A 14698-nucleotide genomic window follows, 5' to 3' on the forward strand; every position below is an offset into this window, starting at 1 on the left:
GGAACTGCGAGAGGCGCTTTTCGCTTCGGTCTTTCGTTGTGTCTTTATTCTTTCAGCGACCCGATTTACTGTCAAATTCGGCGCTTCCGGAATTCGGACTCTGCCCCGTCTCCGAGGCAACTCTCCAACCCTACTCCGACATCTGACCGATGTCAAAGCCGCTGTCCAGAGGCACGGTGCAGACGCACAGTGATCCGCCGGATGGCGATGGGACTGGGGAGGGGCCCTGAGCGAGGCCGGCGATCACCGCCGTCCTCGTGGGACTGGTGAACTCTATGCAGCCCTTCCCGAACCGTCAAATCAACGGATTCACGAGCCCTTTCCGGTGTTCCCGCCCAGCCCCGGGTAGGTACATGACGTGCGCGATCAACCTGCCCTACCCAGAGCGCTCATCGTCCTGCTGGGAATCGCCGGGGCGGTCATCGCCCTGTTCGGGATGCGTGAGGTCGCGTCCATCCTCGGCCCGGTCGTGCTCGCGCTCGTCCTCGTCATAGCCGTCTCGCCGGTGCGCCGGTGGCTGCAGCGGCGCGGCGCGCCCGGCTGGTCGCAGGTGCTCCTGCCGTTCCTGATCGTGGTGCTCGTCCTTCTCGGCATGGTCGCGGTCGCGACGTACTCGGTGACGCAGCTCGCCACGCTGCTCCCCACGTACGCCCCGCAGTTCCAGAAGCTCCTCAGCGACGCGCAGAGCTTCGCGGCGGCGCACGGCGTCAGCAACAGCATGATCAACGACGCGGTCAAGGCCATCGACGTGGACAAGATCGTGGGCGTCGTGCAGAGCCTGTTGTCCAGCCTGGTCAGTGTCCTGTCCAGCCTGTTCCTGATCGTGGTGCTGCTGCTCGCGATGTGCCTGGACGCGCCCGTGACCGCGAGGATCCTGGCCGCCGGGCACGCCCACCAGCACCGGCTGGTGGGCGCGCTGGACACGTTCGCCGAGAAGACCCGGCGCTACCTCATCGTCTCCACGGTGTTCGGGCTGATCTGCGCGGTGCTGGACACGGCGGCGCTGTCGATCCTCGGCGTGCCGCTGCCCGTGCTGTGGGGCGTCCTGGCGCTGATCACGAACTACATCCCGAACGTCGGCTTCGTCCTCGGTCTCATCCCGCCCGCCCTGCTGGCCCTGCTCGACGGCGGCGTCAAGCAGATGCTGCTGGTCATCGCCGCGTACTGCGTCATCAACGTGGTGATCCAGTCGTTCATCCAGCCGAAGTTCCTGGGCGACGCGGTGGGGTTGTCGACGACGATGACGTTCCTGTCGCTGATCCTCTGGGCGTTCGTGCTCGGGCCGCTGGGGGCGCTGCTGGCGATTCCGCTGAGCCTGTTCGCGCGGGCCCTGCTGGTGGACAGCGATCCGCGCGCCACCTGGGCCTCTGCGCTGTTGTCCGGTACGCCGCCGGACGAACCGCCCGCCGCCGCGCCGCCCGGCACCCCACCTCCGACGGAGTCGCGCCCGCCGGCCGCGACCGGAGACCCGGTGGCCGAGAACGCCAAGGCCGCCGGAAGTCCGGTCCAGCGGCGGCGATGACGCCGGGGCCGGGCGGAGTCAGGTGAGAAGGCGGCCCAGCGGGACGCCGCTCAGCCGCTTGACGTCGTGGGACAGGTGGGCCTGGTCGGCGTAGCCGGACGCCGCCGCCACCTCGGCCAGGGCGACACCCGAGCGGGCCAGCCGCAGCGCGTGCTGGAACCGCACGACGCGCTGGAGCGTCTTGGGCGGGTAGCCGAACCCGGCCACGCTCCTGCGGCGGAGCTGCCGCTCGCTGAAGCCGAGCTCCCGGGCGGCCTCCCGCACGCTCGACCCCGAGCGCAGCGCCGCGACCAGGGCCGGGGCCGCCGGGTCGGCGGGCGCCGTCTCCCGGATCCGGGCGGTGACGGCGGCCCGCATGAGGCGCAGGCGATCGGCGAGCGCGTTCTGCGGAGAGTCCGGTGACAGGACGGGGCGCCAGGCCGGGGCGTCCAGCGAGGCGAGGGTGACGCGCTCGTCGCGCAGCCAGTGGACGGGCACGCCGAACACCTCACCCGTCGCGCCCGGCCGGAACCGGATGCCGGCATACCTGTCGCCGGGCAGCATGGGCGCGGGCATCGGCCCGGTGTCCGGGCCCGCCACGAAGAGCCCGCCGGGCCCCCAGATGAGGTCGACGCAGCCGTCCGGGACCACGAGCTGTGTGCCTCCGGCCTCGCTGACGTGCGCCCACTCGCACACGACCCGGCCGGCGAGCCCGGGCGCGGGCGGCCGTTCCTCGTACATCCCTCCACGCTAGGCCACGGCACCGACAGCGCGGAGTGAGGGCTCAGGCGTTCAGGCGTTCAGGCGGCCGTACGCGCGCAGGGTCTTGAGGCGCTCGACGGTCACGTAGCCGCCCCACTCGTGCTCGACCAGCGGCGTCCACATCGTCCAGTTGCCGTTCCACCCGCCTTCGGGCGACTGGGCGGCGGCCAGCGCGTCCAGGTGCCGGTCCAGCAGCCCGGCGTCGAACAGCGGCAGCCGCAGCGGCGACGGCGCGAAGTCCAGCGGGAAGTGCGCCTCGCCGGATGCGTCCGGGTCGAGGGCGACGGTGTCCAGGATGGCGGGCCGTAGCCGAGCGAACTCGGCCTCCGCCCGCTCGCGGTCCGGCGCCTGCTCCAGGAAGGCGACGACGGCCCGCGCCTCGTACGGCGTGGTGCGCTCGACGGCGGCGATCCGCGTCCAGCAGAACCCGGTGGCCGGCTCCAGCCAGGGATGGCGGACGCGGTGCTTGTGCAGGAGCGCGACGATGGAGGCGGTCGGCACGAGGTTGCCCGGCGGGTCGTCGCCGGTCTCCCACCAGGGCGCGCGGGCCATGCCACGCACGCTGGGCAGCACGAACGGCACGCCGCCGTCCCCCGCCGTCACCGACAGCAGGTAGTCGCACGCCGGCGGCACCATCGGGTCGGCGAACGCGTCCAGCTCGTCGAGGATGTGGAAGGCCACCTCGACCGGTTCGGGCTGGCTGGCGGCGCCGCGCAGGTCGGGTTCGAGCGCGTTGCCGAAGCCGCCGTCGGCGTTCTGGTAGCAGCGCAGCGCGTCCAGCACCGGTCGCGCCGGTCCGCCGGCGAACAGCGCGGCGAAGCGCAGCCGGTCGATCAGCCTGCCGTGGAGCTCCAGGTAGGCGGCGGCACGGGCGAGCATGCCGTCGCCTGTCGTGTTCGTGTCCATGGGCGGACGCTATCCGGCACGGCACGCCCGGCTCTTGTAGGAAACGGACGTCCTAGACGGCGGAGGTGACGGGGGCCCTGCCTGTGGCCTCGTCCGGGGTGGCCGTCAGGCGGGAGGCGACGCGGCGGCCCCACGGCATGGCGACGAACAGCAGCGGCAGCAGCACGATGGACGCCCGTGACCATTGCGAGTGCAGGAACCACCAGGTGTCGACGTCGAACTGGGTCATGTACAGGTAGCCGTAGGCCGCCCACGCCGACCCGCCGATGATCGCCGGCCACGCGAACCGGGTCGGCCGGGCGATCAGGAACGGCATGAACCACAGCAGGTACTGCGCGCCGAGCCGCGGGGTGACGACCATGAAGATCAGCAGGATGGCCGTGGTCATGTCGATCGGGTCGGCCCGCCGCCAGAGGAAGATCACGCCGACGACGCAGGCGTAGATGAGGTTGGTGCCGAACTTGGCGAGATCGGCCCGCAGCTCCCAGTTGCCGCCGGTGAACCACGGGGTCCAGCCCCATTCGCCGACGATCGGGCGGATGTCCTGGATGGTCTTGATGACCTCAGGGATCTGCTGGAGCGTGGTGCCCGCGAAGACGGGCAGGGTGACCAGGAAGAACAGCGGCACCAGGCCGGTCATGAACAGCGCCGCCACCCGCGCGCGCAGGTGCGGCAGGAGCAGCAGCATGCCGGGGACGAGCCAGATCGGCCAGCTCTTCGCGCACAGGGCGAGGCCCATGAGCAGGCCCGCCAGGCAGGCCCGCTTGAGGTCGGCGCGGTCGGTCGGGCCGGGCGTCAGCGCTCGCCGGAGCATGCCGCCGGGGCCGAGCACGCGGTACACAGAGGCGCGCCAGCCGTAGGCCGTCACGCCACGGCGGACGCGGGCGACGACCCGGGTGGTGACGCCGGCGCGGTCGTGCGGGCCCGGCCCGCGCGCCACCACGAACGCGGCCACGCCGAAGACCAGCGCCACCGGCTCGACCTGGCCATGGATGCAGGCCACCAGCAGCGCGAGCGGGTTGAGCGCGTACTGCAGGGCGCGCAGCGACGCCTTGGGGCCGCCGGCCAGCTTGGCCACGAGCGGGATCAGGACGATGTCCGCGACGACGGTGACCAGCCGCCCGGCGTACTCCCACGGGATGCCCATCCACAGCAGGATGCCGTAGACGTACGGGATCGTCGGCAGGAAGTGCCAGCCGCCCTCGCTGGCCAGCACGGGGTCCTGGCCGTTGAGCACGGCCTCGCCCGCGGGCTTGAAGCTCTCGACGAAGTCGACGGGCTGCCACGAGTCGTGCGCCGCGGTGAACAGCAGCAGCACGCGGACGGCGACGCCCACGACCACTGCGACGACGATCGGCGGCCGCCAGTCACGCCACTGGGCGATGACGGCGAACACTACTCCTGCGACGAGGACTGTCCCGGTGAGAAATGCGTATTCCATGGCGGGTCTAGCCTGCCGTACTCGCCTGGATGCTGCTACTTGCGAGGGCATTCTTAACCCCGACATGGCGGGTCGTACCGCGATAGACCGTGACCGTCTGTGTTGAACTCTTTCCATGGGGGGATCGCAGGTCAACCGGGCTCTGGCCCGGCTCTACTTCGAGGTGAAAGATGAGCTTCGCGACCCGGTCGCCGCCTGGGCGAAACTCACAGCAAATTCTGAGGTGTACCGTCGCGCCCGGGGCGGGCGGCGCGTGCCGCTGGACGACGGTACGGCGGCGGAGCTGACGGCCGCGGCGATCGTGCACACGGTCGCCGAGCACGGCGCGGACCGGGTGGCCGCGCTCGCGACCTCGCCGCTGGCGGGGCTGGTGGGCGCGCTGGGCGGCGCGGTCCTGACCGAGCAGCCGAGCGCGCCGCGGCAGGTGCTCGGCCCCGGCTTCCGCGGTCCGGAGCCGGACGACTGGCCGCGTGTCGCGTACGTGATGCTCTGGGGTGAGAACAACCGGCTGACCCGGACGCCCGGCACGCCGTCGGTGATCGCCGGACGGTACAAGGGGCAGAAGGTCGTCGCGATCGGGCCGCATCCGACGCGGCTGTCGGACGAGACCCTGGTCGTGCGGCCGGGCACGGACGGCGCGCTGGCGATGGCGATGGGGCATGTGCTGCTCAGCGAGTTCCTGGTGGAGCGGCCGGTGTTCGCCGAGCACGCCCTGGACCACACCGACCTGCCGTGTCTCGTGCGGCTGCGCGAGGTGGGCGGGTCGTGGGTGGCGGGCTGCGGCATCGGGCGGCGCGCGGACCGGCTCAGCGTGTACGGCGGGCCGCGGGGCGAGGCGGTGGAGGTGCTGCTGCCACGCTTCGACGACGGGCCGGGCGCGCTGCGGCGCGGGGTGCCGGTGCGGCGGTACGGGGATCTGCTGGTGACGACCGTGTTCGACCTGCTGCTGGCGGTGTACGGGGTCGCCAGGGACGGGTTGCCGGGCTGCTGGCCGGGCGGCTACGACGACCGGGGCGAGCCGTACACACCCGCCTGGCAGGAGCCGCTGACCGGGGTGCCGGCCGCGCGGGCGGTCAAGGTGGCGCGGGAGCTGGGTGCGACGGCGGAGCGGACCGGGGGCCGGTGCGTGATCGTGCCGGGGCGGCTGGAGACGGCGCACGCCGACACCGCGTACCGGGCGATGCTGGCGCTGCTCGTGCTGGCCGGGTGCGGGCGCGGGTGGGCGCAGGAGGAACGGGGCGACGAGGTTGCGCTGGTGCCGTACCTCTGCCTGCACGCCCTGGGCGAGGACGGCGCGAACGTGGGGAAGCTGTGCTGGCCGCTCGCCGACGGCGTGCTGAGCGGGCGCACGGCGCGGTCGGTGCTGGTGGAGGCGGTGCGCGACGGGCTGCCGATGGCTCCCGCGCCGCGGGTGCTGGCGCTGCCGCGGCCGATCTACCCGGTGCCGCCCGAGCTGGACCTGCTCATCGGCCCGGACGACAGGTGCGACGTGGCGCTGCCGGACGCGGGGCTGGTGGCCGACGCGGTGGCCAAGCTGGCGGTGGGGCGCGTGGACCCGGTCCCGGCGCGGGCGGAGAGTTCGTCCGCGCCGGGGCCGATGCGGCTGATGGTGGACCACGCGTGGATGCACGAGTACGGGGAGGCGCTGCCGACGTACCGGCCGCCCGGGCCTGGGCTGCCGGTGAAGCCGACCGAGCTGGTGCCCTACCTGCCGCTGGTTCCGTTCATCCCCTGATCTCTCTCAGCCCGTGAAACCTTTGAAGATGCCGGTGAACTCGTAGGCCGACTGGGCGATGCCGCTGCACGTCGGCGAGACGCCGCCGCCGGGGCAGCCGCCGTTGTCGCGGCCGGCGGACCAGAAGCCCATGAAGCCGATGTGGTTGGCGTTGGCCCAGTCGCGCAGTTCGCGGGCGTCGGCCTGGGTGGTGGTCATGCCGGTGTCGTTGCGGCCGATCATCGGGGTGACGCCGAGCATCCGCCTGAGCTGGGCGTCGGACCGGGACGGCCAGACAGTCCTCATCTGGGCGAGGGTGGCCTGGGCCGCCGAGATCATGGCGTCGCCCCAGTCGCCGGTGTGGCCGAAGTTCATGAGCATCGGGTTGACGACGACCTCCAGCCCGCGGGCGGCGGCGTCCTGGAGGATCTGCAGCGAGAACGGGTCCACGCCGTAGTCCTGGCCCTGCACCCGCAGCGTGTAGCGGACCGTCGTGCCCCGCTCGGCCTGGAGCTGCCTGAGCGCGGTGTTGACCTTGGCCACGTCGATGGACGCCTCGACGTCGACGTCCAGGTGGTTGGTGCCGACGGTGTCGAGCACCTTCTTGTACGCGGCCAGCAGCGCGGCCGTGCTGCCGCAGGTGTGCTCCAGGTAGGGACCCATCGCGCCGCCGCTGGCCACGACGACCTGGCCGCCCTGGGCCTGGAGTGCCTTGACGTCGCCGATGATCCGCGGGTCGGCGAGCGGGATCGTGCCGCCCCAGGCGGGGTTGCAGCCGGTGCTGTCGCCGAGGACGAAGGCGAGCGTGTAGTTCTTGACGCCGGTGGCGGAGGCCGCGGCCGTCAGGGAGGGCGTGGTCATGGTGATGTCGATGTACGGGGCGTACCGGATGGCTCCCGTGGGCGGCGGCGTGGTCCCGGTCGTCCGGGCGGTGGCGGTGGCGCTGTAGGCGGAGCAGTTGCCGGCGGCGTCGCAGGCGCGTACGCGGAAGCCGTATGCCGTGTCGGCGCTCAGGCCGGTCGCGGTGTAGGTGGTGGACGTGACGGAGGCCGGGGCGCCGTTGTCGCGGGAGACCTCGTAGCGGGCGACACTGCCGGAGTCGTCGGTGGAGGCGTTCCAGGAGAGGGTGAGGCTGGAAGCGGTCGCGCCGGCGGCGGACAGGCCGGCGGGCACCGTGGGCGGCCGGGTGTCGGGGGCGCCGCCGGGGCCGTCGAGGACGACGTCGTCGGCCAGGTAGGCGGACTGGCCGTACCAGCCGTTGACGTACACCGTCACGGAACGGGTGCCGGCCGGGGCGGTGAAGGAGGTCGTGAGCTGTGCCCACTGCGAGCCGGGCGCACCCCAGGTGCTGACCTCCACGCCCGTGCCGGTGGCGCCGAGGAAGACGTACGAACCCTGGACCCAGGCGGACAGGCGGTAGGTGGTGCCGGGCTGGACGGTCACAGTCTGCCCGCAGCGGGCGTAGTCGCTGCCGGCCGGGGTGCCCTGGAGGGCGCGGGCGCCGCCGTGGACGGGTGAGGAGACGGCCGCGGCGGTGCCGGAGCAGGTCCAGCCGGCGAGGTCCGACTCGAAGCCGGGGTTGGGGAGGATGTTGGCGGCGGCGGCCGGGGCGGCGTTCAGGACGGTGAGGCCCGTCAGACCGGTGGCGAGCGCGACGGCCGCCACGAGTCCCCGGATGCGGAGCTTCATGGGGGTGTCCTTTCGTGGGAGCGCCCCACCGCGCGGGGCGCGCGGTGGGGCGGTGGTACGGCGGGCTCCTGGTCCGGCGGGTCAGAAGCCGGCGGTGATCCGGGTGAACTCCCAGTCGGCCTGCGAGATGCCGCTGCAGTTGGACACGACGCCGCCGCCGGGGCACGGGCGGTCACGGTTGACGGCCCAGTAGGCGAGCCTGGTCAGGCCCTTGCCCTTGGCCCAGTCGCGGATCTGCGTCCACGTGGCCGGCGAGGTGAGCTCCTGCTGGTCGGACAGTCCGTTCATGCCGGAGATGCCCATGTGCGCGTACGCCTGGGCGTCGCTCCAGCCGAAGGCGTTCTTGAGGGCGTTCTTCAGGCCCTCGGAGGCGTTGACGGTGTCCTGGTAGATGTTGGTGCCGCCGAAGTCGAACGGCATGATCGTGTAGTTGTCGATCGGCACGCCGAGGGCCTTCGACTGGTTGATCAGCCGGACGCCGTGCGCGTTGGGACCGGTCTTCGTCGTGCCGAAGGTGACGACGACCTTGACGCTCGGGTTGTTCTGCTTGACGATCTTCAGGCCGTTCAGGATGCGGTCCTGGACGGTGTAGTTCTCGAACTCGTCGGTGTTCTCGATGTCGAAGTCGACCACGGCGGGGCCGACGGCGTTGATGACCTGCTGCACCGCGCCCGCGAACGCCTGCGGCGTCGAGCAGTTCGGGCCGAGCTTGTTGCCCTGCCAGCCGCCGAAGGAGACCTGAACGCTGCCGCCCGCGGACTTGACGGCCGAGATGGCCTGCGCGTCTGCGCCGCCGGTCAGCGGGCGCTGCCCGTCCCACGCGGGGGTGCAGCCGCCGCTGGACAGGATGAACGCCATCGTGAACGACTTGACGCCGGTCGCGCTCATCACCGAGGCGGGGGCGGGCGGGTTGCCCCAGCCCATGTAGAGGTAGGGGGCGCCGGGCATCTTGGTGCCGCCGCCCGTGCAGCCGCCGGTGGTGCCGGTCACCGAGGCGCCGGCGGACTCGCCGGCCGAGTTGTAGGCGCGGACCGTGTACGTGTGCGTGGTGCAGGTGCCGAGCGAGCCGATCGTGGCCGAGGTGCCGGTGACCGTGGCGCGCACCGTGGAGCCCTCGTAGACGCGGTAGCCGGTGACGGTGCCGGTCGAGGCGGTCCAGGACAGGGCGATCGAGCTGTTGGTGGTCGAGGTCACCCGTGGGGAGCCGGGGGTGGAGGGGGCGCCGGGCGTGCCCGGGTCGCCGCTGACGGGCTTCCACAGGGCCGGCACGATGGGCGGCTCCCAGCCGACCTGCGAGGTGTGGGCCTGGATGCACTCGTAGTCGACGCCGTTGTAGGTGACGCGGGCGCCGACGGCGTAGGAGACGTTCGGCTGCCACTGGGCGGCGAACGCCGCGGAAGTGCTCGGGACGGCGGTGGCGCCGGCGGCGGGCACCGACGTGGCGGCTCCGGCGCCGATCATGGCGATGGCGGCGAGTAAGGCGAGGAACATGCGACGGAATCTCATGGCATTTCCCTGGAAGTGCGGCTTCACGGGTTGGGGGTGCGCACGGGTTGGGGGGTGCGCGGGGCGCCCGGTCCGGCGCCTTCCGCCCGGGGTGCCCGGACGCGCGCACCCGGGGGGGGGAGCGCGCGCCCGAAGGCACCGCCCCCCCCGGGGGGGGGGGGGGGGGGCGGGGGGCGCCGGCCCCGCGCCCCCCCCGGGGGGCGGGGCCCCCCCCCCCCGGGGGGGGGCCCCCCCCCCCCCCCCCCCCACGGCCCGCACGGGTGGGGCGGGCTCCTGGAGAGGCGGGGTGGTGGCTCGCTGGGGTGTCAGGTCAGGGCGGGGGGTGGCGGCGAGCGGGTCATGGCTCCCCGATTCAAGATTTCTTTTAGGAAAGTTTCCTAAGAGTTGGGGTGATCGTAGCCTTGACACCCGGTCCTTACAAGACCCAAAGAAGGGGCGCATGCGAAGGCGCCGCGGCCCGGTCGGCCACGGCGCCGGTGGTCCCGCGCCTCAGGGATCAGGGGCGGCGGGTGATGCGGACGTCGTCCACGCCCGCCTCGACCAGCGAGGCGCCTGAGACGTCCGCCGCGTCGATCACGACGCGGACCGTCTGGCCCGCGAACGCCGTCACGTCCGCCGTCGCCGCGCTCCACGAGCCGTTGCGGTTGGCCGCCGCTCCCGCCTGCTGCAGGACGGTCGCGGTGGTGTCGCCCACCACCCGCACGCGCAGGTAGTCCGCGCTGGAGCTGTTCGAGCCGTGCGCGAGGTACCACGACAGCGACAGGCTCAGCGTGCCGCCCGAGGGCAGCGTGATCGGCGGCGACTGGATCGAGGTGACGCCGCCGTCGACGTCGTGGTCACCGGCGGCGGTGCCGGCGAGCCGGCCGGTCACCAGGTCGTTGGCGCCGCTGACGGTGGTGCCGAGCTGCTTGGCCCCGGACGAGGTGGTGTCCGCGGGGTCGCCGCGCTCCCACTGCCCGGCCGTGGCCGTGTCGGTGCCGGACGGGTCGGCGGTCCAGGCCGTGGCCGACTCGAACGTGTCGGAGTACACGGTCTCCCCCGGGGTGCCGGTGCCGCAGTACTGGGAGTCCTTGCCGATGATCCGGTAGACGCAGTCGGAGTACTCCAGGAAGCGGAGCACGGCCTCGCGGTTGCGGGTGGTCTGCGGGCCGATCTGCTCGTCGGGCGGGTAGAAGCCCGGGCTGGTGCCGGTCGGGTACATCTCGAAGGTGAAGCTGAAGATCTTGTAGACGCCCCACATCCAGTCGTCGATGGTGCCGTCGGTGATGTAGAGGTCGCTGGCCTGCTCGGGCGTGTAACCGTTGGAGGAGGTCATGCTCCTCCCCAGCGCCGCGTGGGCGTCCCGGTCGTCCTGGGTCAGGCCGGGCGCCGTGTCGGCGTAGGTGTAGCCGTACGGCCACAGCACCAGCTCGCTGTAGGTGTGCCAGTCGAGGTGCGCCTTGATCTGCTGGACACCGCCCACGACCCGGCCGCGCACCCAGTCGGCGACCGCCCTCACCTCGGTCGCCGACTCGCCGGACGAGCCGCGGTACGTCTCACTGGATGTGGAGCCGGATGAGCCGCCGCAGCAGCCCCAGTTGTAGGCCCAGTTGCGGTTGAGGTCGGTGCCCACGGCCGAGGAGCCGGCGTTCGGCTGCCGGTTCTTCCGCCAGGACCGGTAGGAGCCGGTCGCGATGTCGTACTCGCCGCCGTCGGGGTTGAGGTCCGGCATGATCCAGATCTCCCGGGTGTTCACCAGGTCGGTGATCCGGCTGTCGCTGCCGTAGTTGTCGGCCAGCAGGTGCATGATGTACAGCGCCATCTCGACCGTGAGGTGCTCGCGGGCGTGCTGGTGGGCGGTGAAGAGCACCTCGGGCTCCGCCTCGTCCGTGCCCACGTTGTCGCTGATCTTGACACCGACGAGCTTCCTGCCCTCGTACGACGTCCCGTACGTGAACGTGCTCGCGATCCCGGGATGGGCGGCGACCAGCGCGTTCACGTCGGCGGTCATCTCGGCGTAGGTGTGGTAGCCGGAGTCCGACGGCGGGAAGTCGGCGGTCCCGGCGTCGGACCGGGGTGCGGGGCGCGGCACCTCCGTCACCCGGTAGCCGAGGCGCGTGATCGCGGTCACCTCGGCCTCCGTGGCCGTGACCAGGACCGAGTTCTTCGTCACCTCCTCGATCGCGGCGCCGGTGGCGGCGACGGCGCTGCGCTGCCGCGCGTCGGACGGGCCCTGTACGCGGTACTGCCGGTTCGGCGGCGGCTCGGCGGAGGCCCCCGCCCCGGTGGCGCCGGTCAGGCAGAGCAGTCCCAGGACGGCTAACAGGATGACAAAACGGCGTTGCACCTCGTCCTCCTCGGACGCGTGGGCTGGATGTTGACACGCGCCTGAACTGAGAGTGAGGACAGTTCCTTGCCAGGAGAAGGCCCAATTCTCCGCCCGGGGCCGCGCGCCTGCCGAAGCGGTGCGAGCATGGCAGACGCGCGGCGGCTGAGCCGGCGTCATTCCAAGAAGTTGACCAGTCAGAAGTCGTCGGCCGTCCGGATCCGGTCACGCACCCACACGCCCGCCGGCTTCAGCCGGGAGGTGCCGGTGAAGGAGCCGCTCGGGCAGGTGCCCTCGGTGAAGACCGCGCCGGAGCGCTCGTCGTCGGAGTAGTTCCAGTTGACCCAGCTGATCTTCTTCTGGGCCATCAGGTCCAGGTACTGCTGCGCCCGGGTGAAGTTGTTCGAGCCGTCGCCGGAGGCCGTCTGCGTGCCGTACTCGGTGACGAACATCGGGATGCGGTCGGCGGCCCGGCTCAGCGCGTTCAGGTACTCGGAGCCGTGGGAGGCCGCGTAGAAGTGGAACGTGTACATGATGTTGGTGGCGTTGACAGGGTTGTTGACGACCTCGCTCTCCGTCGCCCCGTCGGAGACGCCGAGGGAGGACCAGGCGCGGGTGCCGACCAGGATGGGCGCGTCCGGGTCGTACTGGCGGATGACCGGGATGATCTGGTGGGCGTAGTTGCGGATCGTGGACCAGGAGACGCCGCTCGGCTCGTTGGCGATCTCGTACAGGATGTTGTCCTTGGCGTTGTGCCGCTGGGCGATCTCGGTGAAGAACGTCTTGGCGCGTGACAGGTTGTAGGTGGGGTCGCCGGGGTCGAGCATGTGCCAGTCGACGATCGCGTACAGGCCGCGGGAGGTGGCCTGCTCGATCAGGTTGTGGACCCGGTCGGTGAACAGCCGGGGATCGGTCTCGTAGCCGTCCTCCTGGATGTACATGGAGATGCGCAGGACGTCGGCCTTCCAGTCGGTGGCCAGGGCGTCGAGCGAGGCCGTGTTGAGGCACTGGTAGTACCACTGGAGGCCGTGCGTGCTCATGCCGCGCAGCTGGATCTGCTTGCCGTTCTTGTTGCACAGGCGCACGCCGCACACGCTGAGCCGGCCGTTGGCCTCGACCGGGGTGCCGGTGGCGGGCGGCGGGGCGCCGTCGGTGACGGTGAGGCGGTCGAGGTTCGGTCCGCCGTTGGCGGTGGTGGCCGAGGCGCGGACGGTGTTGGCTCCGGCCTTGAGCGTCGCGGCGACGGTGACGTCCTGCCAGGTGGTCCAGGCGCCGGTGCCCGGGAAGTCCCTGGAGACGGAGGCGCCGTTGACGGTGATGGACATGGGGCGGTTCGCGGTGGTGCCGTTGGCGAACCGGAGGACGAGGGAGGCGGCGCCGGCGGTGGCGGCGTTGACGGTGAACTCCACGGAGGAGCCGGTGACGTTGTCGTAGTTGACGAAGCCCGTGCCGGTGTAGCCGGCGTGGTTGGACTCGACGACCCCTTGGGAGATCGTCGCGCTCTCGGCCTGGTACTCGGTGGCGGCCCGCGCCTGGGGCTGGGCCTGGGCGGGGGCGGCCTGGAGACCTGCCGCTATCAGCGGGATCAGTACGGCTGAACGTGCGAACCGGTGCATGGGGGGTGCTCCTACTCGTTTATTAGGAAACTTTACTAACGAGTATGGGGAGCATAGATCGGCCCCATTCCGCGCACAAGGCCCAATCTGACTGGAGTCGTCAAGTCGCGTCACGCGAGCTCGAACGTTTGTACGTCACTCCGAGTACGGACGCGGTAACTTTCCCGCAGCCCTGGACACCGTAGACACCCAAACCGCCGGATACTTCGCCGAGTTCACCGAGGTAGGCCTCGGTGACACCGACGCCCGACACCTGTGGAGAGACTTGATGTCCACCAAGACGTACCGCTACCAGTCCGAGTACGCCCAGCAGATCCGCGCCGAAGGTGTCGCCGTCGGCAAGGTCGAGGGCAAAGTCGAGGGTGAGGCTGTGATGCTCATACGCGTCCTCGAGGCGCGGGCCGTGGAGGTCACGCCGGCCGTACGCGAGCGGATCATGAGCTGCACCGACACCGACGTCCTCGAAGCGTGGGCCGCACGCGCCGTGAGCGTCACCACCGCCGACGAGCTCTTCGACTGAGGAGTCAGCCCAGAGACGTGGTCGCCAGTTTGGCGCCGAAGCCGAGGAAGAGGGCGCCGACGCCGGAGGTGAGGCCGGCGCTGAGGCGGCGGCGGGAGCGGAACTGGGCCGCCAGGAAGCTGCCGCCGAAGATCAGGGACGTCAGGTACAGCAGGCTGAAGACCTGGACGATCGCGCCCAGGATGAGGAACGACAGCGCGGGCGTCCCGTAGTCCCGGTCCACGAACTGGATGAAGAACGAGACGAAGAAGAGGATGGCCTTCGGGTTCAGCAGGCTGATCGTCAGGGCCTTGCGGAAGGGGCGGGGACGCCGGTCCGCCCGCTCGGCGAGGGCGGCGGTGCCGGTGCCGGCACCGGCGGCGGCGGTTTCCGGGGTGGTGGGTGAGGAGGAGGCCCGCCAGGCCCGCCAGGCGCCGCGGAGCATCTGGAAGCCGATCCACGCCAGGTAGCCCGCCCCCGCGTACTTCACCACCGCGAACAGCACCGGGTTCGAGCGCAGCAGCGACGCCGCCCCGGCCGCCGCGAGGGTCATGAGCACCGTGTCGCCCACGAACACGCCCGCCGCCGCGCGGTACCCCTGCCTGACGCCCTGCTGCGCCGCGAGGCTGAGCACGTACAGGGAGTTGGGGCCGGGCAGGAGAACGATGAAGAACGCGCCGATGACGTAGGTCCAGACGTCGGTGATGCCCAAGAACATGCCGCTGACTCCCGCGAGATGGTGACATATCACGGTATCGC

11 protein-coding genes are annotated in these 14698 nt (G+C 71.5%); 3 read left to right on the forward strand and 8 right to left on the reverse strand.

Annotation, left to right across the window (positions count from 1 at the left end; all coding sequences use genetic code 11):
- The first annotated feature begins 358 nt into the window (after window positions 1–358).
- Window positions 359–1522, forward strand: coding sequence for an AI-2E family transporter (locus ACIBG4_RS40050; RefSeq protein WP_397207575.1), 1164 nt, complete (start codon window positions 359–361; stop codon window positions 1520–1522).
- Window positions 1523–1540: 18 nt separating this feature from the next.
- Here the strand turns inward: ACIBG4_RS40050 and ACIBG4_RS40055 are convergent, their stop codons facing one another.
- Genes ACIBG4_RS40055 through ACIBG4_RS40065 form a run of 3 tightly spaced genes read right to left on the reverse strand, consistent with a single transcriptional unit; the run spans window position 1541 to window position 4610 of the window.
- Window positions 1541–2242: a helix-turn-helix domain-containing protein gene (locus ACIBG4_RS40055; RefSeq protein WP_397207577.1), complete on the reverse strand. Its 702-nt coding sequence runs from the start codon at window positions 2240–2242 to the stop codon at window positions 1541–1543.
- Between the two features lie 51 nt (window positions 2243–2293).
- Complete coding sequence (locus ACIBG4_RS40060) at window positions 2294–3169, reverse strand: hypothetical protein (protein WP_397207579.1); 876 nt, start codon at window positions 3167–3169, stop codon at window positions 2294–2296.
- 52 nt (window positions 3170–3221) lie between these two features.
- Window positions 3222–4610 (reverse strand): hypothetical protein, encoded by a 1389-nt coding sequence (locus ACIBG4_RS40065; RefSeq protein WP_397207581.1) that lies wholly within the window; start codon window positions 4608–4610, stop codon window positions 3222–3224.
- Between the two features lie 115 nt (window positions 4611–4725).
- Between ACIBG4_RS40065 and ACIBG4_RS40070 the strand changes: the two genes are divergently transcribed.
- Window positions 4726–6345, forward strand: a complete 1620-nt coding sequence (locus ACIBG4_RS40070; RefSeq protein WP_397207583.1) for a molybdopterin-dependent oxidoreductase — start codon at window positions 4726–4728, stop codon at window positions 6343–6345.
- 6 nt (window positions 6346–6351) lie between these two features.
- Here ACIBG4_RS40070 and ACIBG4_RS40075 read toward each other — a convergent pair whose 3' ends face one another.
- The 4 genes from ACIBG4_RS40075 to ACIBG4_RS40090 form a co-directional block, all read right to left on the reverse strand.
- Window positions 6352–8013 (reverse strand): carbohydrate binding domain-containing protein, encoded by a 1662-nt coding sequence (locus ACIBG4_RS40075; protein ID WP_397207585.1) that lies wholly within the window; start codon window positions 8011–8013, stop codon window positions 6352–6354.
- 81 nt (window positions 8014–8094) lie between these two features.
- A complete protein-coding gene (locus tag ACIBG4_RS40080) occupies window positions 8095–9519 on the reverse strand; it encodes a carbohydrate-binding protein (RefSeq protein ID WP_397207587.1) in 1425 nt (474 codons plus the stop codon).
- A gap of 496 nt (window positions 9520–10015) precedes the next feature.
- Window positions 10016–11845, reverse strand: coding sequence for a M14 family zinc carboxypeptidase (locus ACIBG4_RS40085; RefSeq protein WP_397207589.1), 1830 nt, complete (start codon window positions 11843–11845; stop codon window positions 10016–10018).
- A gap of 176 nt (window positions 11846–12021) precedes the next feature.
- Complete coding sequence (locus ACIBG4_RS40090) at window positions 12022–13440, reverse strand: cellulase family glycosylhydrolase (protein WP_397207591.1); 1419 nt, start codon at window positions 13438–13440, stop codon at window positions 12022–12024.
- Between the two features lie 268 nt (window positions 13441–13708).
- On the opposite strand from ACIBG4_RS40090, the gene ACIBG4_RS40095 reads away from it, so the two are divergent.
- Window positions 13709–13960, forward strand: a complete 252-nt coding sequence (locus ACIBG4_RS40095) for a hypothetical protein (protein WP_397207593.1) — start codon at window positions 13709–13711, stop codon at window positions 13958–13960.
- Window positions 13961–13964: 4 nt separating this feature from the next.
- On the opposite strand, the gene leuE is transcribed toward ACIBG4_RS40095, so the two are convergent.
- The gene (gene leuE / locus ACIBG4_RS40100; RefSeq protein ID WP_397207595.1) at window positions 13965–14657 is read right to left on the reverse strand and encodes a leucine efflux protein LeuE; all 693 of its coding nucleotides are present in this window, start codon (window positions 14655–14657) and stop codon (window positions 13965–13967) included.
- Window positions 14658–14698 lie beyond the last annotated feature (41 nt).

The sequence above is a fragment of the Nonomuraea sp. NPDC050383 genome, from assembly GCF_044459125.1.
Classification (GTDB): domain Bacteria; phylum Actinomycetota; class Actinomycetes; order Streptosporangiales; family Streptosporangiaceae; genus Nonomuraea.